Genomic DNA, 26,233 nt, shown 5'->3' on the forward strand with positions numbered 1-26,233 from the left:
TTTCCCTATGAGTTACTCCATGAAAATAGACTTCCTTGTGATTGGGAGCGGCGTTGCCGGGCTTTCCTTTGCACTGAAAGCCAGCAGGATGGGCAAGGTCCTTCTGGTGACGAAATCAGAGGCTCCGGAGAGCAACACCCGCAGAGCCCAGGGCGGCATCGCTGCCGTGACCTCCCGAGACGACAGTCCTGAATCCCATGAGGAAGACACACTCCGGGCGGGTGCAGGTCTTTGTGACCGGTCTCGGGTTCGTCACATGGTAGAAAGCGGCCCGGAGAGAATCCGGGAACTTCTCGACTGGGGAGTGCCCTTCAGCAAGGAAGGCGAGGAACTGGCACTTGGGCAGGAGGGGGGGCATTCCTTCCGCAGGGTCCTTCATGTCGCAGACTTCACCGGTCGCGAACTGGAAAGGGTGCTTTTGGAGAGGGTCGCTGCCGAGCCTTCGATCCAGCTTCTGGAAGACCACATGGCAGTCAATCTTGCCACTCATCGTCATCTGAAAAAGGGAGGCGAGGAAGGCAGGGTTTACGGTGCCTATCTGATGGATCGAAAGAAGAGGAGCATCCTGAGCGTGGCCGCGCGATGGACCATTCTTGCTACCGGAGGCGCAGGCAAGGTCTATGCATATACGAGCAACCCGGATGTGGCGACGGGCGACGGTGTGGCCATGGCTTATCGAGCCGGCGCACGGATTGCAAACATGGAATTCGTTCAGTTTCATCCCACCTGTCTCTATCACAGGAAGGTGAGAACGCAACTCATCAGCGAGGCCGTTCGAGGAGAGGGTGCCATCCTTCGAAACCTCGACGGAGAGGCCTTCATGGAGCGATACACCATGCAACGGGAACTGGCTCCCCGTGACATCGTGGCTCGGGCAATTGATCAGGAAATGAAACGCCGCGGCGACAAGTTTGCTCTCCTGGACTTTTCACCGATCGGCAAGGAGAGAATCCCTGAGCGCTTCCCTTCCATCTATGCGGCTTTGCAGAGACTGGGGATGGATCCCCGGGAGCGGTCGATTCCCGTGGTTCCCGCGGCGCACTACTTTTGCGGAGGGGTGGAGGTGGACGGCCAGGGGCAAAGCAGCCTGCCTCGACTTCTCGCCATCGGGGAAGTCAGTTGTACGGGGGTCCATGGTGCCAATCGACTGGCCAGCAACTCCCTTCTGGAGGCGCTGGTCTTTGCGCATGAGGCAAGTGAAGCCCTCAGTGCGAACTTTGATCCCTCCGGGGAAATCCCGGAAGTGGAGCCCTGGAGCTCCGCAAATACCCGCGACTACCGGGAGGCAGTGGTTCTCGACCATGACTGGGATCTGGTTCGGCGCATGATGATGGACTATGTCGGGATCGTGCGAAGCGACGAGAGGCTGCTTCTGGCCCGCGACCGGCTTCGCCATGTGCGGGAAACTGTGGAGAAGTTCTACTGGCGTTACTCCATTTGCAGCGAGATTATCGAACTCCGCAACATCGCACTTCTAGCGGAACTGATCATCCGTTCGGCACTCCTGAGAAAGGAGAGCCGGGGACTGCACTTCAATCTGGATCATCCGGAGACCCGCAGTGATCTGGCCAGCCCCACCTGTCTGGAACAGGAAATCCTTCATGCCTGAGGACTCCGGGGCGAATCGTTCAGTAAAGAAGCCCTGGTATATTGACGGTTTCGGCGCTCACTATCTGGAACTCTATGCCCATCGAAATGAGAGAGAGGCCGAGCAGGCCCTCAAACTCCTGACTCTTGCTGGCCTGCCACTGAAGGGACTCCGAGTTCTGGACCTGGCCTGTGGTGGGGGGCGGCACTTGCGGCAGCTTCGTCGGCGGGGGGCAAAGCCACTTGGCTTGGATCTCTCCCGGCCGCTTCTTGAAGAAGCGCAGAAGAATCTACCCCGGGACCTGTCTCTCCTCCGTGCCGACATGCGCAAGCTTCCTCTGCAGGATGAGACCTTTTCTCTTGTGCTCTGCATGTTCACGAGTTTCGCATACTTTCAGAGCGACCGGGAAAACTGGAGCGTACTTCATGAGGTCGCCCGGGTTCTGGAGGATGGGGGACACTATCTGCTGGATTTTCTCAATCGAGGAAGTCTGCAAATCCAGGCAGAGAGTGAGAGGGAGGGAGAACACTTCCGTGCCCTGGAATCCCGTAGAATCGAAAAGGGGCGGGTTCACAAGAAGGTGAGGATTCTGGATCGGGTAACTTTGGAGGAAAAACTGGAATATGAGGAGAGCGTGCGCTTGTATTCCCGCTCAGAAATACGGGATGCTGCCGAGGAGTCGGGTTTGACTCTCGTGCAAGAGTGGGGAACTTATCTTGGCGATCCCTGGGAAGAAGGGAAAAGTCCTCGACTGATTTTACTCTTTCAAAGAGTTCCTCGATGAACCGGCATGTATCCGAGTTGCCGATGCCGAAGGCGCTGGAGGCCGGAGCCTCGCCTTTTCGCATCTTTGCTCCTTCGGCGGGTCTTCTACAGGCAATGGAGAAGTATGTAAGCGGCCCTAGAGCAAGCGAGAATCTGAAGCTTCTTGCCGAAGGGAAGGCCTCCCTTGTGGTCACCGGGCAACAACCCTCCTTCCCCATGCCACTGGGCCTGACATTGGCCAAGGCGGCCACAACGGTTGCCATTGCGGAAAGGCATTGCGGAAAGGGGCGACTAGTTCCCCTCTTCTGGAACGGAAGCGACGATAGCGACTTCGAGGAAGCGTCCTCGCAGAACTATTTGCGCGCTTCTCGCCCTCCTCTTCGTTTCTCACTGCCAGTCTCCTTGCATCGAAAGAACCAACAGGTGGGAAGACTAGCAGTCGAGGGCTGCCTGCAGGAGATTCTGGCGTATCTTCCCCCTGAATACCATGACCTTGCCTCCAGCGAGCTCGGAGATCTTCACGCCCGAACCCTCGCACGCTTCTATGCAGAGGACGGCTTACTGGTTCTCGATGCCCGGAGCCCGGCATTGGCAGAGGCCGGGAAGCAGCTCTATGAGAACTATCTCGAAAGCAGGGAGCGGTTTGCCGGACAAGTGGACCGGGACGGAGACTCCCTTGAGAAGGAGTCCGGAAGTCGCCCTCTTCGACGGGGAGTGGGGGAAAGGGCTCTCTACCTGCTCTCTCGAGACCGTCGATCTCTTCCGGAACCGGCAGATTACGAGAATGTCCTCCGGGAACGTCTCCGGGAGAAAACTCCTCGCCTTTCGCCGAACGTATCGCTTAGACCCCTGCTGCAGGATTTCGTTCTTCCCGTCCGGGAGGTAGTACTCGGACCCTCGGAGTGGGAGTATCACCGCCAACTGCGGGATTCATTTTCCCTTCTGGGCTGCCATTTTCCACAACCCTGGCCGCGGCTTCAGTGGAATCTCCGATCAGGTGAGCCTCGCGACAGCAGTCCTCTCTTCGATCCTCATGCAAGGCCTGATCAAGTTCGCAGGGACTTGCTTGAGCAGGCTTCCCTGCACCTGGAAGATCTCAGGGAGAACCGCTATCTTCTAAGAAGCAAGGAGGAGTCATGAGAATTCTGGCCTGCGCCGCTCATCCCGATGATGTTGAACTGTCCTGTGGGGGAACCCTCGCAGGAGCCTTTGCCGCAGGTCATGAGACATATATCCTGGATTTGACCCGGGGAGAAAGAGCGAGCAACGGGGATCCGGAGAGTCGGGCAAAGGAAGCTGCCGAGGCTGCAGAAACCCTGGGCGCTCATCGTTTTCAAGCCGGTCTTCCCGACGGGGGACTCGATTCACGAGACTCCACTCAACGGGCCACTGTGGTGGAGATCATGCGCGAGATTCGTCCGGATCTCTTGATCATCCCCTGCCGGGAAAATCGACATCCAGATCATCGCGAAGCCCATGAGCTCTTGCATCGTGTTTCCTTTGATGCTGGCCTTCCCCGATTTCCTGCGCCCGGAGAGGCGCATCGGCCTGTGACGATTCTGGAAGCCATGGAGCGGATTCCATTTGCGCCGCACATCCTCGTGCCCATCGATGAGTGGTTTGAGAAGAAGCAAGGTGCAATCCTGGCCTACAAGAGTCAGTTCAGTCAGGGTCCGGAATCCGGGAAGACCCTGATCAATGAGGAGCAGTTCCTTGTCTGGCTGACTGCAAGGGATCAGTATTATGGCGGGCTTGCCCACTGCAAGGTGGCAGAGCCCTTTCGACTTGCCTCTCCCCTTCGCATTGATCAGTTACACGCTCTTGTGCCGGAGGCTGTAAATGACTGAGGACAAGAAATTAAAGATCGGGGTTACCTGCTACCACAAGGCGGGGGGAAGCGGCATTGTGGCCACGGAACTCGGAATGGCTCTGGCTGCACGCGGCCATGAGATTCACTTCATCAGTTCCTCCACTCCCTTCCGCCTGACCGAAAGTGACAACATCCTGCTTCACCGTGTTGAAACTGCCGACTACCCGCTCTTTGACTACCCGCCCTACACTCTCGCCCTGGCCGTGAAGATGCATCAGGTAGTCAGCTTCCACGATCTGGATCTTCTTCATGTCCATTACGCAATTCCCCATGCTGCAAGTGCAATCCTGGCACGGGACATGGGGAGTTGGCCGGTTCCGGTAGTGACAACTCTGCATGGTACGGACATAACCCTCGTTGGAAGCCATCCCAGCTATCATCGCATTACGCGTCACTGTATTGAGCAAAGTGATGCGGTCACCTCCGTGAGCGAATATCTCAGCAAGGAAACGGATCGGATATTTGAGGCGAAGAAAGAGGTAAAGGTAATTCCGAATTTCGTGGATTCAGATCGATTCTCTCCCCGAGAGAATCAGGATCTTCGCAGCAAATATGCCAGAGCGGAGGAGAAGATCATTCTTCATGCTTCGAATTTCCGCCCTGTCAAACGGGTTCCCTTTGTGTTGGAGATTTTTGACAAACTTGCAATGAGGGATCAGTCGATTTTGCTTTTGGCAGGGGACGGTCCGGACTTGAGTACTGTCCGCAGGATGGCCAGGGAAAGGAATCTTGAAGACCGTGTGCATTTCCTGGGAGCCTGTGAGGACATGGAGACGATTTTCCCGCTTGCCGATCTCTTTCTCCAGCCCAGTGAGTATGAGTCTTTTGGTCTTGCCGCTCTGGAAGCCATGAGTTGCGGAGTTCCCTGTCTCCTGACAAATCAGGGGGGGACGGCTGAGTTTCTCCATCATGGGGATAATGGCTGTCTTCTGGATCCGGAGGACCTGGATCTTTGGGTCAAAACGGCAGGCCGGCTTCTGTCTTCGCCGCTGGAGTCCCGGGAGATGGGCGCTCGCGCCCGGGATCACGCAAAGCGAAATTTCTCTCTGGAGAGAGTCGTCAAGCAATATGAAGATCTCTTCCTTTCCCTTGTTCCTGGCTTTGACAATCCTCGCAACTTCGCCTAGTCTCCTCCCTTAGGGAGGAAACTGGATGCACTCGACCACTGGACATCCCCCGGGAGCTTACCGCTTTCTTCTGGATGCCCTTGAGAATACAAGAAAACACCTGTCCACAGATGGCCATGTCTCCGGGCAGGAACTCCTTCTCGGGATCCGACTACGGGCACGGGAGCTCTTTGGCCCCCTTGCTTTCATGGTCTTTGACGAGTGGAACATCCACGAGGGGAACGATTTCGGGGAGATGGTGTTTGAGCTGGTGGATCAGGGCATTCTCAGCAAAATGAGCGAAGATAAACTGGAAGATTTCGCCACGCCACAGCATTATCAGCGCTATTATGAGGAAGAGTATTTCTCCCACAATCGCGAAGAGATTTACCTGAAGGAGAAGGAATGAACCGTGACCGGGATTGGCTGCACAGCCTTCCAAAGACAGATCTGCATGTTCACCTGGATGGTTCCCTGAGACCTGCCACACTTCTGGAACTTTCCGATAAACTGGGAAGCGACCTGCCCGCGTCCACGGAAGAGGAGGTTCTGGACCTGATTCGCATGGGAAAGGGCGAAAAAAGTCTGGTTCGCTATCTTCAGGCTTTCGACTATACCCTACCGGTTCTTCAGGATGCCGATTCCCTGGAGCGCTGTTCCTATGAATTGGCCATGGATGCAGCGGAAGAAAATGTCCGTCTGATTGAAGTCCGCTACAGCCCGCTGCTTCATCGGAAAAAGGGACTTTCCTTTGAAGGTATCATTGATGCCGTCGCCCAGGGGCTGCAGCGTGCCACGGAAGAGACCGGGATCATCGCAGGTCAGATTCTCTGCGGCATTCGAAACATGCCTCCGGAGGGTTCTCTTGAATTGGCAAGAGCGACTCTTCGATACCGGGATCGCGGAATTGTGGCTTTTGATCTCGCAGGAGCAGAGAAGGACTATCCCGCCAAGAAGCATCTGGACGCTTTCTACTTTGTTCTGAATCACAATCTCAATTCAACACTTCATGCGGGAGAGGCCTTCGGGCCGGAGAGCATTGCACAGGCTCTGCATTACTGCGGCACCCATCGGATCGGGCACGGGGTCAGGCTCTGGGAAGACGAGAGCCTGATGAACTATGTCAATGACCACAGGATTGCCCTGGAGATGTGTTTGAGCAGCAACCTGCACACGGGTGCGGTGTCAGACATTCAGGATCATCCCTTCCGGAAATATCTTGACCTTGACTTGAGGGTCACCTTGAATACGGACAATCGCCTGATTTCCGGGACTTCGGTGACGGGCGAGTTTGCACTCGCTGCAGAGACTTTTTCTCTCAGCGTGGAGCAAATCAATACGATCATTCTCAATGGATTCAAGAGTTCCTTCCTCCCGCACTCCCGGAAAGCCGAATTGGTGCGAGAGGTCGTCCGGGAATTGGATGAGAAGGGTGCGCCTCCGGCACATTCTTACTCGGATTTGCTCTAGGAGGGATAGTGAAGTACCGGGTCCTTCTTCTCTGTTTCATTCTGGTCGGGGCTGTTTCCGGCTCTGCGCAGATCGCCCAGGAAGCGGACTCACTGGAAGCCAGGTTTCTGACGCAGGATGAAATGGATCTCTTCAGCCTCGAGGAGGTTCCCTCCGGGAATACAGAGGAAAGGCCGGGAGATCCCCTGACCGGCTTTCCTACTCTCAGTTGGGTCGATTCCCTTCTCTTGGGAGACCCGACATCAGGACAGGACGGATCCCCGGAAGACCACATGGTCGATTCTCTGGTTTCAGGAGAATCCTGGCCTCTCTTTCCTCCCCGAATTCTGGACTTTCAGTCGCTTCAGCTTCAGGATATTCTTCGTTCCACCATGCTGGAAGAGGATGAAACGGAATCGTGGACTTCCCTCTTTTCTGTGGACTCCACCCTTTCTCTTTCTCTTTTGCAGGTGAAGGAAGAGGCTTGGGAGTACTTCTGTCCCTATAGTGATCTCTGGTATTACATCTGGAGAGGCTGGGGCACCCTGCTATTGGAAGGTCAGGAACAGAACTACTCCCCGGGGATGATGTTCCAGGTACCGGCCTCATCGATTCACGCATTACGAAATGTCAGTGGTGCTCCCACTGTTGCTCTGGTCTGGCAAAGTCCTGCATTATCCGACTCCCTGCGGGTCAGTATCATCCCCGAGGAGATCCTGGTGGAAATGGAAGCGGACTCCTTGCGAATTCTGGAACTGGAAGAGAAGATCCTCTACCGCAAACGATAGGTGTCTCATGAAGGGAATCATCCTGGCAGGAGGAACCGGCAGCAGGCTATTCCCCCTGACAAAGGTCACGAACAAACATCTGCTTCCTGTGGGGACTATTCCGATGATCCTCCATCCCCTGCGAAAGATGGTGGAGGCAGGGATTGAAGAGATCCTGATTGTCACGGGAACCGAACATATGGGCGATGTCGTTGCGCTCCTTGGCAGCGGAACTGCCGAGTCCTGTCAATTGACCTACCGCGTGCAGGATGAAGCGGGAGGGATAGCCCAGGCGCTTTCGCTGGCCGAGAATTTCTGCCATGGAGAGTCGATGTGTGTGATTCTTGGCGACAACATATTCGAAGACTCACTTCAGCCCTCTGTGAACGCATTTCATGGCCAGTCTTCGGGTGCGAGGATTCTCCTGAAGGAAGTTCCGGATCCCTGCCGTTTCGGCGTAGCAGAACTGGAGGGTGACCGGGTCGTGGGTATTGAGGAAAAGCCTTCAGAGCCCAAGAGTTCCTTTGCGGTCTGCGGGATCTATTTTTTCGATGCGCGGGTCTTTGAAATTATCCGCACGCTGCGACCTTCATCCCGGGGGGAATTGGAAGTATCTGATGTGAATAACGCCTACATCCAGTCCGGGGAATTGAGTTACGGCTATTTTAAGGGCTGGTGGACCGATGCGGGAACCTTCGAGTCTTATCGGCAGGCTCAGGAACTGCTCTTTTCAGAAAGAGGGGAAGAGAATGATTGACGGTGTCATAATCAAGGACTTGAAGCGTATTGCCGACGAGCGTGGTTACCTGATGGAGATCTTGCGAGATGATGACGAGTTTTTCGACCGCTTCGGCCAAACTTATGTCTCGGCCGTTGAGCCCGGGGTGGTGAAGGCTTGGCACTATCATCGCGAGCAAACGGATCATGCGGTTTGTGTCTCCGGGATGATCAAGCTTGTCATGCATGACGACCGGGAGGGCAGCCCCACAAAGGGGAAAACGCAGGTGCTTTTTATTGGAGACCGCAACCCCCAGCTCGTACGGATTCCCAAGGGAGTCTATCACGGCTGGAAGGGCATCAGTACTTTTCCAAGCCTGGTGATCAATGTTCCTGATCGACACTACGACTATGAGAACCCGGATGAGTACCGGGAAGATCCCCACGGAGATAAAATCCCCTATGACTGGTCAAGAGAGGACGGCTGATGAGCCACCTTCTGGTTACCGGTGGATGTGGATTCATCGGGAGCAATTTCATCCTTCAGATGAGGAAGGAATGCCCTGACCGGGAGATCCTGAATCTGGATCTTCTGACCTATGCCGGCAATCTGGAAAACCTGGCAACTCTGAAGGATGACCCCGCTTATCATTTTCAGAGAGGCGATGTGGCCGACCGGGAACTGCTCCGGGGTTTATTTCTGGAATATGAAGTGGACGAGGTGGTCCATTTTGCTGCGGAATCACATGTGGACCGCAGCATTCTGGGCCCGGAGGTTTTTGTCCAGAGCAACATTCTGGGAACCATGTGCCTTTTGGAAGCGGCCAGGGACTTCTGGAAATCCGGTCATGGCCGATTCCTCATGGTATCCACCGACGAAGTCTACGGCTCCCTCGGAGAGGAGGGGAGCTTTCGGGAAGAAACGCCTCTTGATCCTTCCAGTCCCTATTCCGCAAGCAAGGCTTCGGCGGATCTTCTCTGTCTTGCCTACTATCGTACCTTTGACTTCCCGGTGATGGTCACTCGATGCAGCAATAATTACGGACCCTACCAGTTCCCCGAGAAATTGATTCCACTGATGATCCAGCGCGCGAGTCAGGGAGACAAGCTGCCCGTCTACGGCGACGGGAAGAATGTGAGGGACTGGATCCATGTGGACGATCACAATCGTGCCGTGAGAACGGTTCTTGAAAAGGGAGAACCCGGCCAAGTTTATAACATTGGTGCCAATGAGGAGTACGAGAACATCGAGATCGTTCAGAGGATTCTTTCGCACCTGGGAAAGAGCGACGATCTCATTGAGTTTGTGAAGGACCGCCCCGGCCATGACCGGCGCTACGCCATGGACTCAAGCAAGATACGCAGAGAATTGTCCTGGGAGCCGAAGGTCTCTTTTCAGGAAGGCATTTCCGACACGATCGACTGGTACTTGAACCACCGCTCCTGGTGGGAGAAGATTCTCAGCGGGGAGTACCGCAATTTCTTTGAGGAACAGTACGGGAGAGTGGGTGAATGAGCCCTTCTCCCATTGACAACCCTGCGTTCCGCGTTCTGATGAAAGTTTTGGGTCTCTCTCCCAGGGATCACGAATTCCGCCTGGAAGGGAGTCTGGAATCTGTTCAGCGCATTCTCTTCGTGGATTCGGGGCAGTTTGCTGACCTCCTCTTCTTTCTGCCGGTGATTCAGGAGATCCGGGAGCGATGGCCTTCGGTGGCTGTGCAGGTAATGGTCGAAGAACGGTGGGGGGACTTCCTCAAAAGGGAACCGGGAATTGAGGGAATCATTCTCTACGACCCCGAGTCCTTGCGTTTTCGCTCCTCGGCCTATCGCAAGCTGCTTCGGGAGGTCAAGAAGCGTTCTTTCGATGCGGTAGTTCTGATGGGGACGGAAGATGATTCCCACCGGGATCTTGTCGCTTTTGCTTCTGGAGTAGCGCTACGCGCGGGAGCCTACTCTGAGGGAAGGGAGCGAATCCTCAATTGCATGGTTCGCTGGACGGGAAAGGATCGCTACCGTTCCTGTTTTGCTCAGGAATTGTCGCGACTTCTTGGACTCCGTTACGAGGCATTGGACTGGAGGTATCACTTTCGTCCCGATGAAGTCCGGGCCGCGGATCAACTCATTCACTTCAGGAAGCCTTCCCGAGATGTTCTCCTGATCGGTGTAGATCCCGGAGCGGGGCTTGCGGAACACCAGGTCGTGGAGAGTCATCTCGCCTTTCTTTTGAATCACCTTACGGAGACCCTGAAAGCTCGCCCCCTGATTTTCCAGATCCATGGTGAGAAGACCGGATTCCGCGACAAACTGAGAGGAGACGCTCTGGAGATGCCTCCTCTGGGTTTACGGGAACGCCTCGCACTCCTTTCTCGCTGCGACCTTTTTGTTGCGGGCAACACCGAACTATTCCACGCGGCCACTGCCTTCGGTGTTCCCGCTCTCGGGCTATTCACGGACTCGGACCGCCCTCAGTGGGAGCCACGGAACCGACCTGAGATTTCGGTACTAAGAGGCCGGCCCGGAGAAAAGATCTCCCTGAAGGAGATGGACGAGAGGGTGCAAGTAATCCTCAGGGCAGGCCGGGGAGTTGAGGGCTGATTTGGCAAAGGCGGTATTTCTCGACCGCGACGGAACCCTGATTCAGGAGAGGAACTACCTCTCATCCCCTGAGCAGGTCAGTCTGCTTCCTTATTGTAGTCAGGCTCTTCGAATATTGGCCGATGCCGGTTATCATCTGATACTGATCACGAACCAGTCTGGAATTGCCCGTGGCTACTTCACGATGGATGATTTCCTGAGAGTTCAGGAGCGTTTCCAGTCCCTTTTGGCGAAGGACGGAATCCAGCTTGACGCATCCTTTGTCTGTCCGCATCATCCGGAGGCTCCAATCCTCGAGTATCGGCTTTCTTGTGACTGCAGAAAGCCTCGCCCCGGGCTTCTTGATCGAGCGGCAAAAGAGCTGAGTCTGGATTTGAAGCAATCCTGGATCATCGGTGACAAGGCGGACGATATCCGGCTCTCTGTGTCTCGGCCACTGAAGCCCCTGTTGGTGAGAAGCGGACACGGCTCGGAGCAAGAGGAGGAACTGCTTCGTGAGTTCCCATCTCTCGCCGTGGCCGACGACATCATGGAAGCGGCCCGAATCATTGTGGCGAGGGAGACTCAGGATGAAGCGAGTCCTTAGATCCGAACCAAAACGCATCCTCGTCTCGCGCTTGAGATTCACCGGGGATGTGATTTTGAGTACGCCCCTGATCGAAGCACTTGCACTTCGCTTTCCAGGCGCGGAGATCGACTACCTCTGCGAATCCCCCCATGATCAGGCTCTCCTGGAGAATCCGCACCTGAATCGTATCATGACCCTGCCCGGCCAGGAAATCCGCGGATTGTCCCGATGGGGGGCCTACTTCTCCCTCATGAAGCAACTGTCCGGGTCATATGATCTCTCATTGGATCTCTTTGCCAATCCAAGAAGCTCCTTGCTGACTTTCTTCACCCGGGCAGGACTGAGGGTGGGTGGGGGCCGCTTTCCACGCTCTCTTGCCTACCATCGCAGGCTTGTGCAGGGAGAGAAGGAAGCGACAGATCGCTACTTTCTGCGCCATCTGGAATGTATTGAGGGGGAATCCCATTTCAGTCACCCGCGGGTTTATCTTTCGGATCTGGAGATAGAGGAAGGAAGAAGGCTTCTGGAGGACCGGGGAATCGGTTCCCGCAGTATCGCAATCCTGAGTGGAGCCAGCCAGTCCAGCAAGGAATGGCCCGTGTCACATTACGCAAGACTTGCTGCGATCCTGCTGATGGGGGAGCGCTACCAGCCCTTCTTCCTCGGGCAACCGGGGAAACGGGACCGACTTGAGTCCATTCGGGATCTCAGTCATTCACAGGTCGTCATTCTCCCGGAACTTCCTTTCCGAAAGCTGGCGGCTGTCTTGTCCAATGTTCGCGCCCTGGTTAGCCCGGATGGAGCAGTCTGCCATCTTGGGCTTGCTCTTGGAGTTCCCACTCTCGGGCTCTTCGGCCCCACAGATCCGGATGTCTGGTTTCCCTATGGAGATCTCGAGCACGCAGAGCTATCAATTCGGGATGCTGACTGTCGTCCCTGCCACCTGCATGAGTGCGACAGGCCCTTTTGTATGGAGGATCAGAGTCCGGAACAGGTGGCTGATTCCCTTTCCCGCTTGCTGGAGCGAACATGATGCGTATCCTGGTGATGCGTTTCCGGGAGATGGGGGATGTCATCCTGTCCCTTCCTCTGCTCGATCGCCTTCGAGAAGCCTATCCCGAAGCAGAAATCGACTTTCTTGTGCAGGATTCTCTGGTTCCCTTGATTGAGGGCTATCCGGCTCTTGATCGAATCCTGGCCTGGCCCCGGTCTCCCCGTTACCGATTTCTGAGTGATTTGCGTTGGGCCCTGAAAATCCGGTCTCGGCACTATGATCTTCTGCTGGATCTCCACGGGAATCTCAGTTCCGTGGCCTTTACGGCACTCTCCGGGGCAAGGCTCCGTATTGGCTATCACTTTCGCCACCGTCACTACTTCTACACCCACAAGTTTGATCGTGTCTGGCCCGGGGAAAGGCCTCATCCCTACATTCCCTTTCATCACTTGAGACTGCTCGAGCCTTTGGGTCTCCAGCCCGGGGAAGCTCACTCCCATCTCCCGAAGAAACCGGGCCTCTGGGAGAGGAAGAACTTTGGTGTGTGGGATGCCCCGGTCGTTCTTCTTGCGCCGGGGGCCACCTGGTCTTCCAAGCAATGGCCGGCTTCCTACTATGCGGAGCTGTCAAGACATCTTGCCGGGGATGGATTCGAGGTCTTCCTGATGGGAAGTGCTTTGGAGCAGCCTCTTCTCGCCACGATCTCCCAGGCATCGAGTGCAAGAGTTCTGCCGCTGGTGGATCTGCCGACCATGGTCGAAATCGTCAGAAGTGCGGACTCTCTGATCGCCACCGATTCCGGTGCGCGTCATGTTGCTTATGTTACGGACACGCCCTCGCTTGGAATCTATGGCCCCGGAGACAGTGAGCTCTTTTCCCCGGACGACCCGCTCTACCCAGTCATGAAACTGAATCTTGACTGCGTTCCCTGTACACTGACTCAATGCCCCCTTCAGGGGCATCCCTGCATGAAAGACCTGAAGCCTGAGATGGTGTTTGACAAGTTCCTCCGCTGGAAGAAAGAGGTCGAAGAGCATGCCTGAACTGAAGGCCTTGATCACAACATGGAATGAGGAAGACAATCTCGCTGATTGTCTCGATTCCCTCGACTTTGCAGATGAGATCTGGGTGGTGGATTCCTTTTCCTCCGATCATACGGAGGAAGTGGCACGCTCACGATCTGTGAACTTCATCCAAAGAGAGTACAAATCGCCTTCTGACCAGAAGAACTGGGCCCTTGACCAGATGGGCGACGCCTGGATCCTGATTCTGGATGCGGATGAGCGAGTCAGTCCGGAACTTCGGGAGGAGATCCAGAGTATCCTTGAGGCTCCAAGCCACGAGGCCTATTGGATCCCGAGGGAGAACTGGTTCTTCGACCGGCCACTTTCTTATGCAGGCCTTGGGACCGATGGAGTCATCCGCCTGATCCGGGGAAAGGCAGGCCGCTATGGTTCAGCGCGGGTTCATGAAAAGATGGTCTGCAAGGAAAAACCGGGGCGAATCAGTGCACCACTTCTTCACTTCAGTTACCGGGACCTCCCCGACTTCATGGAGAGAATGACACGCTATGCCTTGAGTGGGGGGCGGCAACGATTTGAGGAGAAGAAGCGATCATCCTTTCTCACGGTTCTGTTCAGACCGCTGGCTCGTTTTCTAAAGATGTACATTCTGCAGAGGGGTTTTCTGGGGGGGCGCTACGGCTTTCTGTTTTCATTCCTTTCCGCCTGCTATGTGGCAAACAAGCACGCGATTCACTGGGCTTACGAGCGAAACATCGGGAGGATCCGTGCTGAAGATTCCTAGCCCTCTGTTATTGCTGTTCTTTCTCTTTCTTCCCCTTTCCGCTCTTCCTGCGGGAGGATCGCCGTGGGAGGTCGGGGAAAGGCTGGAGTATGAGCTCCGCTACAAGATGTTTCGTATTGGTCGTTCGACTCTTGAGGTCAGGAGCCGGAGGACTTACCGGGGGCAGGAGGTGCTGGAACTGGTCAACGAGGTAAGGAGCGCGTCCTGGGTGGACCGGATCTTCCCGATCAGGGATACGGTTCGTTCCTATATGGATCCTGAGCATGGTTGGAGTCTTCACTACGAGAAACACATCCGGGAGGGTCGCTACCGCAGAGACATCGAGGCGGATCTCTATCACGATCGATCAATTGCCGAGTACTCGAAGGGTGACGTGGAACTGGTTCCCGGGTCCCACGATATCCTGACGGCGATCTTCGCTGCACGAAGAGGCGACTTGGAGCCGGGAGACAGTTTTTCTATCCCTGTTCATGATGACAAGAAGAACTATCCGCTCACCGTGAAGGTGATCCGGAGGGACACAATGAATACCGTTCTTGGAGAACGGGAGTGCCTTCTCCTGGAGCCGCATCTGGAATCAGGGGGGCTTTTCAACAAGTCCGGTCGGCTTCTGGTTTGGGTGAGCGCAGACTCTCTTGCCATCCCCGTCAAGATGCAAAGCCAGGTTCCGATTGGTTCCTTTGTTTCAGAACTGAAAAGCTACCGCAAGGGGCGCTAGACCAGAGCATCCAGATCAAGGGGAAGCCGGTGTTCCTCTGCGAATTCGTACGCCTGCTTGCTGTTCCCCCAGAACCAGACCCATGTCTTCTTTCCTTCACGGACGCAATGAAGAAGGGCATAGCGCTCCAGAAGAAGCCGGGCCCGTTCCGGGTTTTGAGCTCCGGAGACACGACCTCCTGTGGAGATCTTCAAAGGTTCAGGATCCCCCAGTTCACAGAGAATCCCCTGCAAGAGGGATTGGAGGGTCAAATCCCTCGGAAGCCTTCCCAGTTTTGAAGCAGGCGCCTTCTTAGCAGGAGAAGCTGCCTTGCGACTGATCTTCTTTCTTGCAGTGCCAGTTGCAGAGGCCGTGACGGATTTTGGCTTCCGGCTACTACGTTTCTTCTGAGCTCTTTCCTCCGACGCACGCTTGAGAGCTTCATAGGTCTTGCTCACGGGGTAACCTCCATGAGTGGGATGTTGATGCTCCAACCCGGGCGAAGGAGGTTGAAATCCTCGATGTGCGGGTTCAGAGCCTTCAGGAGTGCCTGATAGCGGGGATCTTTCAAGGTATAGGTGGTCTCAACGATCTTGCCGAAATTGTCTCCCTCTTGAATCTGATAGGGAACCGTGATGACAGTGGAAGCGACTTCATCAAGGGGCATCTGATCCAGCATCTCCCGGAACCACTGCCGGCGCTCGACTCGATGGGGAAGGGAAAAACTTCCCGGGAGATTCTGCCGGGGGGCTACCGGAAGATCGCCAGGACTCAGTGTCGTTTCTGCCGGGAGAGTTTCCTCTTCCGGGGGAAGAGTAAGAGAGGGAGCTTCAGAGGCGCGGGAATCCAGTTGCTCGATTTCGGGAGTGGCCACGGCAGAGGAGGGAAGAGTGTCCGAACCTTCCCGTGCATTTTTGGCAGCTGAGAATATCAATACGATAAAGGCAATTACCACAATCATCAGGGGCAGAGAGGAGGAAGTGTAGGACTTTGATGCCCATACCTTGGGAACTCTCCAATTTCTGCGATCCCTGACCCTGGAATCCTGAATAGCTTCTTTCAGGTGTCCTGCCTGAATCTTCCTGTTTCCCTCCGCATAGGCTATGAGAAGCGCATTGTCGCAGAGCATGTTGATGCGTCTGGGAATCCCTCCGGAACAATCCCGGAGGATATCGAGTGCTTCCCGACTGAAGATTTCCTCTTCCCCAGCTCCAGCCAGAGCCATCCGATGCAGGATGTAGGATTCGACATCATCAGGCTGCAGAGAATGAATCCGGGCGCTCACCGCAACTCTGTGGGTCAACTGGCGAAGTTCTGGCAAGGACAACTTGTCGTCCAGTTCCGGTTGCCCGACCAGAACAATCTGCAGCAGTTTCTCCCGGGTGGTTTCGAGATTGGACAGTTGCCTCAGGTTCTCAAGAAACTCCGGAGACAGGTTCTGGGCTTCATCCAGAATCAGCACCACGTTCCGGTCTTTCTTCAGTTGGGCGATCAAGTAAGTATTGAGGCTCCGCAGAAGGGCGCGACGGCTGTGATCCTTGGGCAAGCGGATGGAGAGTTCCTCATGAATGAGGATCAACAGTTCGTCAAAGCTGAGGCCGCTATGGAACACATAGACGGCTTCCACTTTCCGATCCAGATTGGCGAGAAGATTCTGAAGGAGAGTGGTCTTCCCTGTTCCCACTTCTCCCGTCAGAACAATGAAGCCCTTCCTTTCCTCAATCCCATAGAGGAGGTTTGCGAAGGCCTCCTGATGGGCGGAAGACATGTAAAGGAAATGTGGGTCCGGGGTTACATTGAAGGGCTTATCCCTCAAACCGAAGAAATCAAGATACATCGGCACTCCTTCTCTCACCTGTACAATCCCTGCTTGAATCCGAACATGATGTGATCCATGTTATGCTAGAAACGCAGGGTAGCGAAAAACTATCACTGCTCAGAAAATGCGTCAATAAAGCACTTTGGCACTTTGAATGCTTGCGGTGTGGTCGGAAAACCACTTTGAATCAAGTGCTGGGATTTCTCCAGTGCTGGTGGGGAATAGTGCTCCCTCTACAGTTCAGTAACTGAAGAGTGTGCCGAAATCCGACGATGGATGGGAAGGAATGACCGGATGAGTGTTCCATTTCTGGACCTAAGGATACAGTACAAGGCCCTGCGGGAAGAGTTGCTTCCCGGAATCGAAACGATCATGGCTAACGCGGCTTTCGTTGGAGGGCCGGCTCTGCGTGAATTCGAGGAGAGTTTCGCAAACTACTGTGATGCTTCACATGTTGTGGGTGTAGGTAACGGCACCGATGCCCTTCATCTCGCCATTCGGGCCGCAGGAATTGGCCCGGGAGATGAGGTCATTACCGCGGCGAACACCTTTGTCGCAACAGTGGAGGCGATCGTCCTTGCGGGTGCAACTCCGGTTCTCGTGGACATGGAACGTGAGACTTATCATCTCGACCTGCAACAGGTCGAAGACAGGATCGGCCCTTCAACCCGGGCGATCATCCCCGTACATCTTTACGGGGATCCAGTAGACATGGATCCCGTGATCGAACTCTGTGGCAGGCACAATCTGATTCTGATTGAGGACGCGGCACAGGCACATGGTGCTCGCTATAAAGGCCGCCCCTGCGGCTCGATGGGGGATCTCGCCGGTTTCAGCTTCTATCCGGGCAAGAACCTCGGCGCGTACGGAGACGGGGGAGCCGTGGCGACCTCTTCAGAGGAGATGGCCGCCAGGGTCCGTGCGATCGGTGATCACGGCAGTGCGAAGAAATACTCTCATGAGATGCTTGGGACAAACAGTCGATTGGATGCCATTCAGGCTCACATTCTCACAGTCAAGCTGAGACATCTGGATGACTGGAACCGGAGCCGTCGCGCCCATGCTGCTTCCTACCGGGAAGGACTGGCGGGGCTAGACTGGCTCACTCTTCCATTAATCAGGGAAGGACATGAACCTGTCTTTCATCTCTACATTGTCCGGACAGAGAGAAGAGAGAAACTTGAGAGAGTGCTGAAGAGTGCGGAAATTGCCTACGGTTTCCATTATCCGGTTCCCGTTCATCTTCAGCCCGCTTTTCTGGAACTGGGGAAGGGTAAGGGGAGTTTTCCTGAGGCAGAATCTGCCGCCTCGGAAATTCTGAGCCTGCCGATGTTCCCGGAACTGAAGGAAGATCAGATTGAACAGGTCTGTGAGGCGCTTCGATCGGTCGACTAAGAGATCCTTGAGATCCTCCCGGGAATCTGATAGACTTTAGCCAGCTTATCGGGAGGTATCAATAGGTACATTGCTATAGATCCGGGCATCGATGACCCGGGATTGAAAAAACGCCGCTTACGGCCGCAACAGCGTGGACCTGATGACACCGAATCCGTCCCCCAAGGAACCGATTCAGGGAGAGACTTCCTTTCCTCTGGATTCACTTTCCGATAGCACTTCCTCTCTGGAGGATCTGGTATCCTATCCTGTCCGCGATTCCTTTCTTTATCTCGTTTGTAAGCGCTTGTTTGATATTGCCGGCAGTCTTGCTGGCATCCTTCTCTTTCTTCCTCTCATGATCCCTCTTGCCCTCATGATCCGTCTCGAGAGCAAAGGGCCAATCTTTTTCCGACAAATCAGGGTGGGGAAGAACCGGAAACACTTTGCTTGCTTCAAGTTCCGCTCAATGGTGGACAATGCGGAGGATATGAAGGATGGTCTGGAAGCCTTGAATGAGGCCAAGGGTCCCATGTTCAAGATCCAGGATGATCCCAGGATCACGGATCTGGGAAGTTTCCTCCGAAGAAGCAGTCTGGACGAACTCCCCCAGCTCTTCAATGTCCTTAAAGGGGACATGAGTATTGTGGGGCCTCGACCACAAATCCCTTCAGAAGTGGCTGACTACGAGCCCTGGCACTACCGGAGGCTTGAGGTGCAACCGGGAATTACCTGCCTTTGGCAGATATCTGGCCGCAGTTCGATCGGCTTCAACGAGTGGATGCGACTGGATTCCGAGTATGTGAGAAACCGCAACTTCCTGCTTGACCTGAAGATTCTTCTCTTCACCCTGCCTGCGATCATTGCAAGGCGCGGCGCCTATTGAACTTACAAGGCTAGCCTTCAGTACACATATTTTCTGCCCTTCTGGGGAGAGGTGGCTTCTTCAAGGGAGTGATGTGGCATTGAAGTTGCTTATTGTCCGTCCGGATGGAACCCGAGTCCCGCTAATTGCAGGAGAAGGCAAGGATGCGAATGATTTTTAGTAGAATGAGAGCGGTATTTGGAGCGGCGCTATTGCTGTTCTTTGCCCTGCTTGCGGTTTCTTGCTCTCACAGGGCTGATGCTCCCGTGATGAGTTTTCCCATGCAGAGTCAGGCCAGTGGCCTGCATTCTTTTCCTGCCACCGAGCAGGATTTCCTGCTGGGACCCAAAGACGCTCTTGTGATCCAGTTTTACGGCGACCCCACGATGAATACGGAAATCATGGTGCGCCCAGATGGGATGATCTCGATCCCTCTCTTCCAGGAATCGGTCTTCGTTACTGGAATGACGATGGACGAACTGGAAAATCTGGTGGAAGTGGAATTGAGCCGCTATCTGGTCAATCCCGATGTGTTCATCTCCCTTCAGGCAGTGGGGAGCCATCAAGTCTTTGTGCTGGGCGAAGTGAGGAACCCGCAAGTGGTGAGTGATTCTCCAATGATGCTCTCCAGTGTCATTGCACGCTGTGGGGGATTCAGTCCCGATGCAGTCACGAGTCAGGTTCTGGTGCTTCGCAGAAGCCCCGGAAAGGAATCGCAGGTTGTTGAGGTTGACTTTGACGCTCTGCTCTCCGGTGATTCTGCCCTGCCCGACCTTCCTCTCCAGAGGTACGACCTGGTGATCGTACCCAGGAGCAAAATTGCGGATCTTCGGAATTTCGTGAACAACATCTTCGAGCCAATGATCTCTGTGCCGAGGTTCGGTCTCGATATGTACCTCTTCTATGAGGCGCTTCATGACAACTACATGGGCTATGGAAGATAAAGCGCGGGGAGTGCAACTTGGAACGCGGTAGTTACGAGAATATCAACAGGGATGGATTTCAGGATGGCGGAGACGAGGCTGCAATTCGCAGCATGAGTCCCCGTGACATCGTGACCATTGCCTTTGTCCATAAATGGCTCATTCTCATCTCCTTCCTGATCCTCCTTGCAGGGATCTTCTGGGGGCTTTCCCTGAGGAAACCTGCTTTCATCTCCTCTGTGAAATACTATGTGGATCGCAGATTTCACGAGGAATTGGGAATGACCTATATGAGAGGCCTCGACTGGGAAGAGGAAATCAACTCTGTCGCTGAACTGGCCCGAAGCCAGGGCGTCATGATGAAGGCCGGCCAGAACTACCTCGAACTCCGGGGCTGGGAAGAGCCTCCTATTGAGAATGTACGTCTCGCAGCGGGCGCCTTTGCGGAAATCGTGGAAGTCAGTCCGGTTCCGGAAACGGACATCATCAATATCCAGGTTCACGAGGCCGATGCAGATACCGCTATGATCATTGCAGAGATCTACGGGCAGAGTTTTGCGGCTGAATATACCCGGATTCGTCGCAAGGATTACAGCCTGGAGTTTATACAGAGCAATATTGCGCGGCTCGAGAACAGGATTGAGGGAATCAATCAGCAGAAGTCTGCTCTTCAAAGTCAGTCCGGTGTCTATGATGCCAGAGTGGTGCAGAGTCGTCTCATGGAATCCATGGCCTTTTTCGAGAGGGATCTGACAGAAGTTGAACACGAGATTGTTGTGCTGGGCATGCAACTCGAAAGAGACAGGGAACTGGAAAAAGACAGAGATGGAGACTTTGTCGCTTCCCAGGATCTTCGAAACGATTCCCTGATTCGAAAGTTTGAGAGCCGGGTCTCTGATCTCAAGATGAAACTGGCCGATGAGCGAAGCAAGTATACGGATGATCATCCCGTGGTAAGGGCTTCACTTGCTGAATTGGCAGAGTACCGGAGCCGCCTGGCCGAAGTGATTCATTTGAACATCCAGACCCGTGAAAACCACTATTCGGATCTACAGGAGAATGCGCGAGTCCTGAGAGAGTCGATCATGGAAATCCAGACCCGATTGGACGGCACCCCAGGCGCAGCCGTTCAGGTTAACTATTACGATGATTTTCTGGACATGCAATGGGGACTCTACTCCAAGTTGATTACCAAGTTCAACGATCGTCTCATGGACGAGGAGTTCAAACTTCAGGAGAACCAGCTGATTAAACTGGGAGAACCGAGCATCTCTGGAATGATCGGGGTGACGCCTCCGGCTGTCTACATGCTGGTGGCCCCGATTTTCGCCCTCATTTTGGCCCTTTCGACGGCCTTCATGGTGGAGGCGGCCAGCCAGGTGTTTCAGAAGCCGGAAGACCTGGAACGTTACACCCGTCTTCCTGTCTTCACATCGTTCCGCAAGATTTAAGGAGTCGTGTCTTGAAGGACTTTTTGATTGTACCGAAGAATGGCGAGTCCGCCAGTCCTGAGCATTTCGCAAGCGGGATACTCCCGGATCTGGAGTCTCTTTATGCGTCGATTCGCCCTTTCCTTCAGGACAAGAGGCCCTTTCTCTATCTTTGCTCCACGGAGAAAGGGGAGGGCAGCAGCACCATCGCTCGCGCACTGGCCTACTTCATCGCAATGAGAGAGGGGGAGGACTGTCTCTATGTAGACGGGAACTCTTCTCATCCTTCGATCACCATCAGTCCCGACATGCCTCAACTGGGTCTAGTGGAATATCTGCGGGGAGAGGACGATTTTCGCCTCTTTCCTTTTTCGACGGAATTCCCCGGACTCTCTGCGGTTCATTGTGGAGAGGCTCACCGGCATTTCGTCTCACTGAATGCGGACCGCGCACGAGCTTTCCGCGATGCTGCCACTCGCGATTACCGCGCCGTTATCTTCGACTCCAAGCCAGGCTATGACCGATACAGCGAGATGTGGGCAGGCCTTGCAGACAGTGTCATGATCGTCGCAAGTTATCGCTCGACCAAGAGTGCGATTCTTAACCGGATGACGGACGGTTTCCGTACTGCGGGCATCCCCATGACCGGGCTCATTTTCAACAAGAGACAATATCCGATCCCTGAGTTTATCTACCGACGGGTATAGAAAATGCCCAGTATCCTGAGCAGCGAGGCGACCTTCAGGGATCAGGTGGATCGCCTCCCTTTCATGCATCCTGTAATATTTCTCTCCCTCTTCCTCGGGATTCTTCTTGTCTTTGCCTTTCAGTATGGCAATCCAATCCCGATCCTGGTGATCGGGGCGCTTCCCTTTCTCTTCTATGCGGTTGTGAAGAACAGCATGCTGGTTTTCCTGATCTGGATTGGCTCTTCTCCGATTCTCTCGAATTTCGTCAGCATCAATCTGGGAGCTGGAATCCCGGACCTTACGATCAACCGGATTGCTGCGAGTATTCTCTTTCTGGTTCTCGTTGTGCAAATGGCCTTGGGGCAAAGACGCCTGCAGAAGCTGGATGCAGCAGAGTGGACCATGATGGTGGTCGTTCTTCTGATGCTTCCCGGGATTTCCGCCAGCTTCTTTCCGATTCATTCTGCGCAGCAGATCTTTGACTCGATATTCACCCCCTTTATCGCTTACGGGCTTGCGAAGAATCTCATTACTTCCAGTCGGGAGATTCGTCCCATGATATGGACGCTGGGCATTGTGACTCTCTATTCAGCGACATTCGGATTCTATGAGCATTTCACGGAACACAGCCTCTTTACCAAGAGTGGTGTCCTCTACTGGGCTGAGGAGGGGATTGCGGACCGAATCCAGGGTCCATTCCCGAGCCCCTCGGCCCTGGGCACCGTAATGGTGGGGGGAGTTGTCTTTTTCTTTTACCACTTTCTCAACAGTCGAAGCCTGTGGTTCCGGCTGTTTTCACTCAGTGTTCTGGTGATCCATACCTTTACGATCTTCTGGAGTTATCGTCGCAGTGTCTGGATGGGCTTTGTGGCAACGCTAATCACTCTTGCGGTGGTGGAAAAGCGCGTGAGGAAGATCATGTTCTGGGCCATCCTCCTGCTCCTGCTATTCTTCACCATGAATTGGGAGAACATCGTTGGTAGCGAGGTCTTTACCAAGCGCTTTGCGAATGTCCGAACGGTCAATGATCGCTGGAATATCTGGCTGACCACTTTTGAAATCGCCAAGGCCTTCCCGCTCTTCGGCTGTGGCTATGGGAATTTCGGTCACTACTACGACAAGTACTTCACATTTATGGGTGATACAGTTACCACGAAATTCGCTCACGGAATCAAATCTACCCACAACTCCTACCTGAGATTCTTGTCGGAGGGTGGACCTTTGGTCACCATTGCCTATCTGTCGCTTCTGGTGATCATCACTCGACGGATCTGGCGACTCTTGACCGGGAGAGCCAGGCACAAGTTTGCGAGTCGGGTAGAGATCATGGTATTTGTGGGGGTATTCGTGACCCAATATACGCAGGCACTTACGACTGACATGGTCTTCTTCACCAAATATCCGGCCATCTTGGTCTTCATGCTGGCAGGCGTTCTCTCACATATGGAACCCGGAGATCGCGGGGCCGGGCGAGTCCGGAACCTCTTGGTTCGCATGAAGATTCGCTAGGCGAGTAGATTGATACTCTCCTTACCGTGGATGAAAGGTATATATCCCCGAGTGTTGGATATTAGCATAAATTCGGCTTTCGCATGGCATTTTCCAGATGCTTCTGCTATACTCAGGGCCCTTGAAATCTTTCAAGGGGTACCAGGGGGAAGCGATCGAGACCTTTTGCTAGTTGGTTTGAAAGACAAGCTCAGGCTGTGACAACCAAGCCCTGCTTCAAGGAGTTCGAGCTTGAAAAAGCAATCGATCGCTCTCAATGTTACGGCGGATGCCGTGATGGGGGGAAGCCCCAATCTAACTCTGGTCACTCGATCCCCGGGTTTTTCAAGGTATGAAAAGGGACGCGCTCTAAAGCGTTTCTTTGACTTTTCCTTTGCCTTCCTTTCGGTCGTAATTCTGTCGCCCCTTTTCCTTCTCATCTCCGCGTTGGTCGTTATTAGTTCCCGCGGCCCTGCGATCTACATTCAAAGGCGGGTGGGGCTAGACGGTCGCGTCTTCAATTTCTACAAGTTCCGGTCCATGGCTCTGGATAACGACGACAGCATCCACCGTGATTACTGTCAAAAACTGGTGCGGGGAGCCTGGAGTCAGGACTCTGGCTCTTCCTTCAAGATCAAGGAAGATCCCAGGGTGACTGCCCTTGGAAAGTTCCTCAGAAAAACCAGTCTTGATGAGCTTCCCCAACTCTTCAACGTCCTCAAGGGCGAGATGAGTATGGTAGGGCCCCGGCCTCCCATCGACTATGAAGTGGATCACTACCAACTCTGGCATAAGCAGCGAATGCATGCAATGCCCGGAATTACGGGCCTCTGGCAGGTGAGTGGGCGAAGCTCTGTGCCCTTTGACGAGATGGTGCTTCTGGATATCCACTACATGGAACACTGGTCCCTGCTGCTTGATCTGAAGATCATTTTCAGAACCATTCCTGTTGTGCTCTTCGGAATCGGCGCTTATTGAGCAATTCCCTTGACGAATCGTCAGATCCCGTTCTAAATCGCCACCGACCAACGGATGGAGGATGATATGCTGCGTATTGGTGTCATCGGTTGCGGTTACTGGGGACCCAACCTCGTTCGCAACTTTGTAAACCAGGATCGTTCCGAGGTGAAGTGGGTCGCTGATCTCTCACGGGAGAGGTTGGAGCATATGGAGGGTCTTTACCCTTCGATTCAGACTACAGAGAATTATCAGGATCTTCTGAAGGATCCCGAAGTGGATGCGATCGTGGTCGCCACTCCGGTTTCAACGCACTTTACCTTTGCCATGGAGGCTCTGGACGCGGGGAAGCATGTCTTCGTCGAGAAGCCTCTGGCCTCCAGCGCCGTGGAGAGCGCAGCGATGGAGAGGAAGGCCACGGAGAAGGGTCTTGTTGGAATGGTGGGCCACACCTTTCTCTATTCTCCTGCCGTAATTCAGCTCAAGGAGCTGATTGACGAAGGCGAAATCGGGGACATCTTCTATCTGCGTTCCAGCCGTCTGAATCTGGGACTCTTTCAGGAAGACATCAATGTCGCCTGGGATCTCGCACCTCACGACCTGTCGATCTTCAACTACCTGATGGAATCGGAACCCTCAAAGGTGACTGCCGTGGGCAGCAGCTTCATTCGGCCGGGAATTGAGGATGTTGCCTTTATGACTCTTCAGTACCCGAACGACAGGATCGCCCACATTCAGGTCAGTTGGCTGGACCCGAACAAGGTTCGCTCCCTGACCGTGGTTGGTTCCAAGAAGATGATGGTCTATGATGACACAAACCCTCTCGAAAAGATCCGTATCTATGACAAGGGTGTCGATGTCCATCCTCATTACGACACCTTCGGTGAATTCCAGCTTGCCTACCGCTTCGGCGACATCAGTGTCCCGAAGCTGGCCGGGGGAGAACCCCTGAAGGCGGAAACCGGGCACTTCCTGGATTGTATCCTGGATGGGACCTCCTGCATCTCCGGTTTTTCCCAGGGTCACCGGGTCGTGGCAATCCTGGAAACGGCCTGCCGTTCCATGAAGGAAAACGGCAAGGAAATGAACATTGAATACGAGGCTGTGGAGGGTAGTGGTGTCTAGCATTACGCCGGAAATCCCGGATCATGTTTCTCTTGGTGAGAACTGTGAACTGGATTCCACGGTTCTCCTCGGTTACCGCACCGGGCGCAAGAACGTAGTTCTGGAATCCTCGATCGGTGACGAGTCCTGCATCCGTTCCGGCTCTGTTCTGTATCAGGGGATCACGGTGGGAAGGGGCCTGCAAACCGGGCACAATGTCGTGATTCGTGAGGAGAACCAGATCGGGGATCACTTTCAGATCTGGAATAACACGGTCATCGATTACGGGTGCAAGATCGGATCCGGTGTGAAGATCCACGCGAACTGTTATGTGGCTCAGTTTACGGAGATTGGGAATGGGGTCTTCATGGCTCCCGGAGTAACGATTGCCAATGATCCTCATCCGGGTTGCCCCCAGTCCGCAGAGTGCATGAAGGGTCCGGTCATTGAGGACTCCGTCCAGATTGGAGTCAATGTGACGATCCTGCCCATGGTCAAGATCGGGGCACGTTCCTTGGTCGGCAGTGGCGCGGTGGTGACCCGGGATGTTCCTCCCGACAGCGTGGTCTTCGGCAATCCGGCACGAGTTCGCGGCTCAGTCTATGATCTTGACTGTCCGGTAAACCTGCGGGACCGCCCCTACGACCCTCCTGAGGAATAGA

At 54.4% G+C, this 26,233-nt stretch carries 29 protein-coding genes; 26 read left to right on the top strand and 3 right to left on the bottom strand.

The annotated features are described in order from the left end of the window. Positions 1 to 19 precede the first annotated feature (19 nt). From nadB to QGH30_00550, 17 genes are read left to right on the top strand one after another with little or no spacing between them, the layout of a single operon-like run. Complete coding sequence (gene nadB, locus QGH30_00470) at positions 20 to 1,609, top strand: L-aspartate oxidase (protein MDP7020820.1); 1,590 nt, start codon at positions 20 to 22, stop codon at positions 1,607 to 1,609. Further along, entirely contained in the window at positions 1,602 to 2,372 is a 771-nt protein-coding gene (locus tag QGH30_00475) for a class I SAM-dependent methyltransferase (protein ID MDP7020821.1), read from the top strand. The genes nadB and QGH30_00475 overlap by 8 nt, the downstream gene beginning before the upstream one ends. Beyond that, positions 2,369 to 3,493 (top strand): bacillithiol biosynthesis BshC, encoded by a 1,125-nt coding sequence (bshC, locus tag QGH30_00480; protein ID MDP7020822.1) that lies wholly within the window; start codon positions 2,369 to 2,371, stop codon positions 3,491 to 3,493. Before QGH30_00475 ends, bshC begins: the two co-directional genes overlap by 4 nt. Beyond that, the gene (gene bshB1 / locus QGH30_00485; protein MDP7020823.1) at positions 3,490 to 4,200 is read left to right on the top strand and encodes a bacillithiol biosynthesis deacetylase BshB1; all 711 of its coding nucleotides are present in this window, start codon (positions 3,490 to 3,492) and stop codon (positions 4,198 to 4,200) included. The genes bshC and bshB1 overlap by 4 nt, the downstream gene beginning before the upstream one ends. Continuing rightward, a complete protein-coding gene (gene bshA, locus QGH30_00490; protein ID MDP7020824.1) occupies positions 4,193 to 5,350 on the top strand; it encodes an N-acetyl-alpha-D-glucosaminyl L-malate synthase BshA in 1,158 nt (385 codons plus the stop codon). The genes bshB1 and bshA overlap by 8 nt, the downstream gene beginning before the upstream one ends. Before the next feature lie 25 nt (positions 5,351 to 5,375). Beyond that, positions 5,376 to 5,738 (top strand): hypothetical protein, encoded by a 363-nt coding sequence (locus QGH30_00495; GenBank protein ID MDP7020825.1) that lies wholly within the window; start codon positions 5,376 to 5,378, stop codon positions 5,736 to 5,738. Continuing rightward, positions 5,735 to 6,799, top strand: coding sequence for an adenosine deaminase (gene add, locus QGH30_00500; GenBank protein MDP7020826.1), 1,065 nt, complete (start codon positions 5,735 to 5,737; stop codon positions 6,797 to 6,799). The genes QGH30_00495 and add overlap by 4 nt, the downstream gene beginning before the upstream one ends. An 8-nt stretch (positions 6,800 to 6,807) precedes the next feature. After that, on the top strand, positions 6,808 to 7,566 hold the full coding sequence (locus tag QGH30_00505) for a cupin domain-containing protein (protein ID MDP7020827.1): 759 nt from the start codon (positions 6,808 to 6,810) through the stop codon (positions 7,564 to 7,566). Positions 7,567 to 7,573: 7 nt separating this feature from the next. Beyond that, entirely contained in the window at positions 7,574 to 8,302 is a 729-nt protein-coding gene (locus QGH30_00510; GenBank protein MDP7020828.1) for a sugar phosphate nucleotidyltransferase, read from the top strand. After that, positions 8,295 to 8,750, top strand: a complete 456-nt coding sequence (locus QGH30_00515) for a dTDP-4-dehydrorhamnose 3,5-epimerase family protein (GenBank protein ID MDP7020829.1) — start codon at positions 8,295 to 8,297, stop codon at positions 8,748 to 8,750. Before QGH30_00510 ends, QGH30_00515 begins: the two co-directional genes overlap by 8 nt. Then, positions 8,750 to 9,778, top strand: a complete 1,029-nt coding sequence (gene rfbB / locus QGH30_00520; GenBank protein MDP7020830.1) for a dTDP-glucose 4,6-dehydratase — start codon at positions 8,750 to 8,752, stop codon at positions 9,776 to 9,778. The genes QGH30_00515 and rfbB overlap by 1 nt, the downstream gene beginning before the upstream one ends. Continuing rightward, a complete protein-coding gene (locus QGH30_00525; GenBank protein ID MDP7020831.1) occupies positions 9,775 to 10,857 on the top strand; it encodes a glycosyltransferase family 9 protein in 1,083 nt (360 codons plus the stop codon). Before rfbB ends, QGH30_00525 begins: the two co-directional genes overlap by 4 nt. Position 10,858: 1 nt before the next feature. Then, positions 10,859 to 11,443 (top strand): HAD family hydrolase, encoded by a 585-nt coding sequence (locus QGH30_00530; GenBank protein ID MDP7020832.1) that lies wholly within the window; start codon positions 10,859 to 10,861, stop codon positions 11,441 to 11,443. Beyond that, positions 11,427 to 12,458: a glycosyltransferase family 9 protein gene (locus QGH30_00535; protein ID MDP7020833.1), complete on the top strand. Its 1,032-nt coding sequence runs from the start codon at positions 11,427 to 11,429 to the stop codon at positions 12,456 to 12,458. Before QGH30_00530 ends, QGH30_00535 begins: the two co-directional genes overlap by 17 nt. Next, entirely contained in the window at positions 12,455 to 13,462 is a 1,008-nt protein-coding gene (locus QGH30_00540; protein MDP7020834.1) for a glycosyltransferase family 9 protein, read from the top strand. The genes QGH30_00535 and QGH30_00540 overlap by 4 nt, the downstream gene beginning before the upstream one ends. Then, positions 13,455 to 14,225 carry a glycosyltransferase family 2 protein gene (locus QGH30_00545; GenBank protein MDP7020835.1) on the top strand — a complete coding sequence of 257 codons (771 nt, stop codon included), beginning with the start codon at positions 13,455 to 13,457 and terminating at the stop codon, positions 14,223 to 14,225. Before QGH30_00540 ends, QGH30_00545 begins: the two co-directional genes overlap by 8 nt. Then, a complete protein-coding gene (locus QGH30_00550; protein ID MDP7020836.1) occupies positions 14,209 to 14,943 on the top strand; it encodes a DUF3108 domain-containing protein in 735 nt (244 codons plus the stop codon). The genes QGH30_00545 and QGH30_00550 overlap by 17 nt, the downstream gene beginning before the upstream one ends. On the opposite strand, the gene QGH30_00555 is transcribed toward QGH30_00550, so the two are convergent. Together QGH30_00555 and QGH30_00560 are read right to left on the bottom strand one after the other, a co-directional pair. Beyond that, entirely contained in the window at positions 14,940 to 15,380 is a 441-nt protein-coding gene (locus QGH30_00555; GenBank protein MDP7020837.1) for a hypothetical protein, read from the bottom strand. The genes QGH30_00550 and QGH30_00555 overlap by 4 nt on opposite strands. Next, positions 15,377 to 16,759: an AAA family ATPase gene (locus tag QGH30_00560; GenBank protein MDP7020838.1), complete on the bottom strand. Its 1,383-nt coding sequence runs from the start codon at positions 16,757 to 16,759 to the stop codon at positions 15,377 to 15,379. Before QGH30_00560 ends, QGH30_00555 begins: the two co-directional genes overlap by 4 nt. Positions 16,760 to 17,035: 276 nt before the next feature. On the opposite strand from QGH30_00560, the gene QGH30_00565 reads away from it, so the two are divergent. Further along, entirely contained in the window at positions 17,036 to 18,136 is a 1,101-nt protein-coding gene (locus QGH30_00565; GenBank protein MDP7020839.1) for a DegT/DnrJ/EryC1/StrS family aminotransferase, read from the top strand. A gap of 202 nt (positions 18,137 to 18,338) precedes the next feature. Here the strand turns inward: QGH30_00565 and QGH30_00570 are convergent, their stop codons facing one another. Then, complete coding sequence (locus tag QGH30_00570; protein MDP7020840.1) at positions 18,339 to 18,560, bottom strand: hypothetical protein; 222 nt, start codon at positions 18,558 to 18,560, stop codon at positions 18,339 to 18,341. On the opposite strand from QGH30_00570, the gene QGH30_00575 reads away from it, so the two are divergent. The 8 genes from QGH30_00575 (at position 18,474) to QGH30_00610 (ending at position 26,232) form a co-directional block, all read left to right on the top strand. After that, on the top strand, positions 18,474 to 19,001 hold the full coding sequence (locus QGH30_00575; protein ID MDP7020841.1) for a sugar transferase: 528 nt from the start codon (positions 18,474 to 18,476) through the stop codon (positions 18,999 to 19,001). The genes QGH30_00570 and QGH30_00575 overlap by 87 nt on opposite strands. 164 nt (positions 19,002 to 19,165) lie before the next feature. Further along, complete coding sequence (locus QGH30_00580) at positions 19,166 to 19,924, top strand: polysaccharide biosynthesis/export family protein (GenBank protein ID MDP7020842.1); 759 nt, start codon at positions 19,166 to 19,168, stop codon at positions 19,922 to 19,924. Between the two features lie 17 nt (positions 19,925 to 19,941). Continuing rightward, positions 19,942 to 21,354: a hypothetical protein gene (locus tag QGH30_00585; GenBank protein ID MDP7020843.1), complete on the top strand. Its 1,413-nt coding sequence runs from the start codon at positions 19,942 to 19,944 to the stop codon at positions 21,352 to 21,354. A gap of 11 nt (positions 21,355 to 21,365) precedes the next feature. Then, positions 21,366 to 22,040, top strand: coding sequence for a hypothetical protein (locus QGH30_00590; GenBank protein MDP7020844.1), 675 nt, complete (start codon positions 21,366 to 21,368; stop codon positions 22,038 to 22,040). 3 nt (positions 22,041 to 22,043) lie between these two features. Continuing rightward, positions 22,044 to 23,531, top strand: a complete 1,488-nt coding sequence (locus QGH30_00595) for an O-antigen ligase family protein (GenBank protein ID MDP7020845.1) — start codon at positions 22,044 to 22,046, stop codon at positions 23,529 to 23,531. A 231-nt stretch (positions 23,532 to 23,762) separates the two neighbouring features. Beyond that, positions 23,763 to 24,488, top strand: coding sequence for a sugar transferase (locus QGH30_00600; protein ID MDP7020846.1), 726 nt, complete (start codon positions 23,763 to 23,765; stop codon positions 24,486 to 24,488). 66 nt (positions 24,489 to 24,554) lie between these two features. Beyond that, entirely contained in the window at positions 24,555 to 25,592 is a 1,038-nt protein-coding gene (locus QGH30_00605) for a Gfo/Idh/MocA family oxidoreductase (GenBank protein MDP7020847.1), read from the top strand. Further along, positions 25,585 to 26,232: a DapH/DapD/GlmU-related protein gene (locus tag QGH30_00610; GenBank protein MDP7020848.1), complete on the top strand. Its 648-nt coding sequence runs from the start codon at positions 25,585 to 25,587 to the stop codon at positions 26,230 to 26,232. The genes QGH30_00605 and QGH30_00610 overlap by 8 nt, the downstream gene beginning before the upstream one ends. Position 26,233 lies beyond the last annotated feature (1 nt).

Source organism: Candidatus Krumholzibacteriia bacterium (assembly GCA_030748535.1).
GTDB lineage: Bacteria > Krumholzibacteriota > Krumholzibacteriia > JACNKJ01 > JACNKJ01 > JASMLU01.

Coding starts and splice junctions, on each gene's coding strand:
- QGH30_00565 (MDP7020839.1), top strand. CDS start 17,036: ATGAGTGTTCCATTTCTGGACCTAAGGATACAGTACAAGGCCCTGCGG.
- QGH30_00575 (MDP7020841.1), top strand. CDS start 18,474: ATGATCCCTCTTGCCCTCATGATCCGTCTCGAGAGCAAAGGGCCAATC.
- QGH30_00515 (MDP7020829.1), top strand. CDS start 8,295: ATGATTGACGGTGTCATAATCAAGGACTTGAAGCGTATTGCCGACGAG.
- QGH30_00525 (MDP7020831.1), top strand. CDS start 9,775: ATGAGCCCTTCTCCCATTGACAACCCTGCGTTCCGCGTTCTGATGAAA.
- bshB1 (MDP7020823.1), top strand. CDS start 3,490: ATGAGAATTCTGGCCTGCGCCGCTCATCCCGATGATGTTGAACTGTCC.
- nadB (MDP7020820.1), top strand. CDS start 20: ATGAAAATAGACTTCCTTGTGATTGGGAGCGGCGTTGCCGGGCTTTCC.
- QGH30_00580 (MDP7020842.1), top strand. CDS start 19,166: ATGAGAGCGGTATTTGGAGCGGCGCTATTGCTGTTCTTTGCCCTGCTT.
- add (MDP7020826.1), top strand. CDS start 5,735: ATGAACCGTGACCGGGATTGGCTGCACAGCCTTCCAAAGACAGATCTG.
- QGH30_00535 (MDP7020833.1), top strand. CDS start 11,427: ATGAAGCGAGTCCTTAGATCCGAACCAAAACGCATCCTCGTCTCGCGC.
- QGH30_00595 (MDP7020845.1), top strand. CDS start 22,044: ATGCCCAGTATCCTGAGCAGCGAGGCGACCTTCAGGGATCAGGTGGAT.
- QGH30_00510 (MDP7020828.1), top strand. CDS start 7,574: ATGAAGGGAATCATCCTGGCAGGAGGAACCGGCAGCAGGCTATTCCCC.
- QGH30_00605 (MDP7020847.1), top strand. CDS start 24,555: ATGCTGCGTATTGGTGTCATCGGTTGCGGTTACTGGGGACCCAACCTC.
- bshA (MDP7020824.1), top strand. CDS start 4,193: ATGACTGAGGACAAGAAATTAAAGATCGGGGTTACCTGCTACCACAAG.
- QGH30_00540 (MDP7020834.1), top strand. CDS start 12,455: ATGATGCGTATCCTGGTGATGCGTTTCCGGGAGATGGGGGATGTCATC.
- bshC (MDP7020822.1), top strand. CDS start 2,369: ATGAACCGGCATGTATCCGAGTTGCCGATGCCGAAGGCGCTGGAGGCC.
- QGH30_00545 (MDP7020835.1), top strand. CDS start 13,455: ATGCCTGAACTGAAGGCCTTGATCACAACATGGAATGAGGAAGACAAT.
- QGH30_00495 (MDP7020825.1), top strand. CDS start 5,376: ATGCACTCGACCACTGGACATCCCCCGGGAGCTTACCGCTTTCTTCTG.
- rfbB (MDP7020830.1), top strand. CDS start 8,750: ATGAGCCACCTTCTGGTTACCGGTGGATGTGGATTCATCGGGAGCAAT.
- QGH30_00560 (MDP7020838.1), bottom strand. CDS start 16,759: ATGTATCTTGATTTCTTCGGTTTGAGGGATAAGCCCTTCAATGTAACC.
- QGH30_00475 (MDP7020821.1), top strand. CDS start 1,602: ATGCCTGAGGACTCCGGGGCGAATCGTTCAGTAAAGAAGCCCTGGTAT.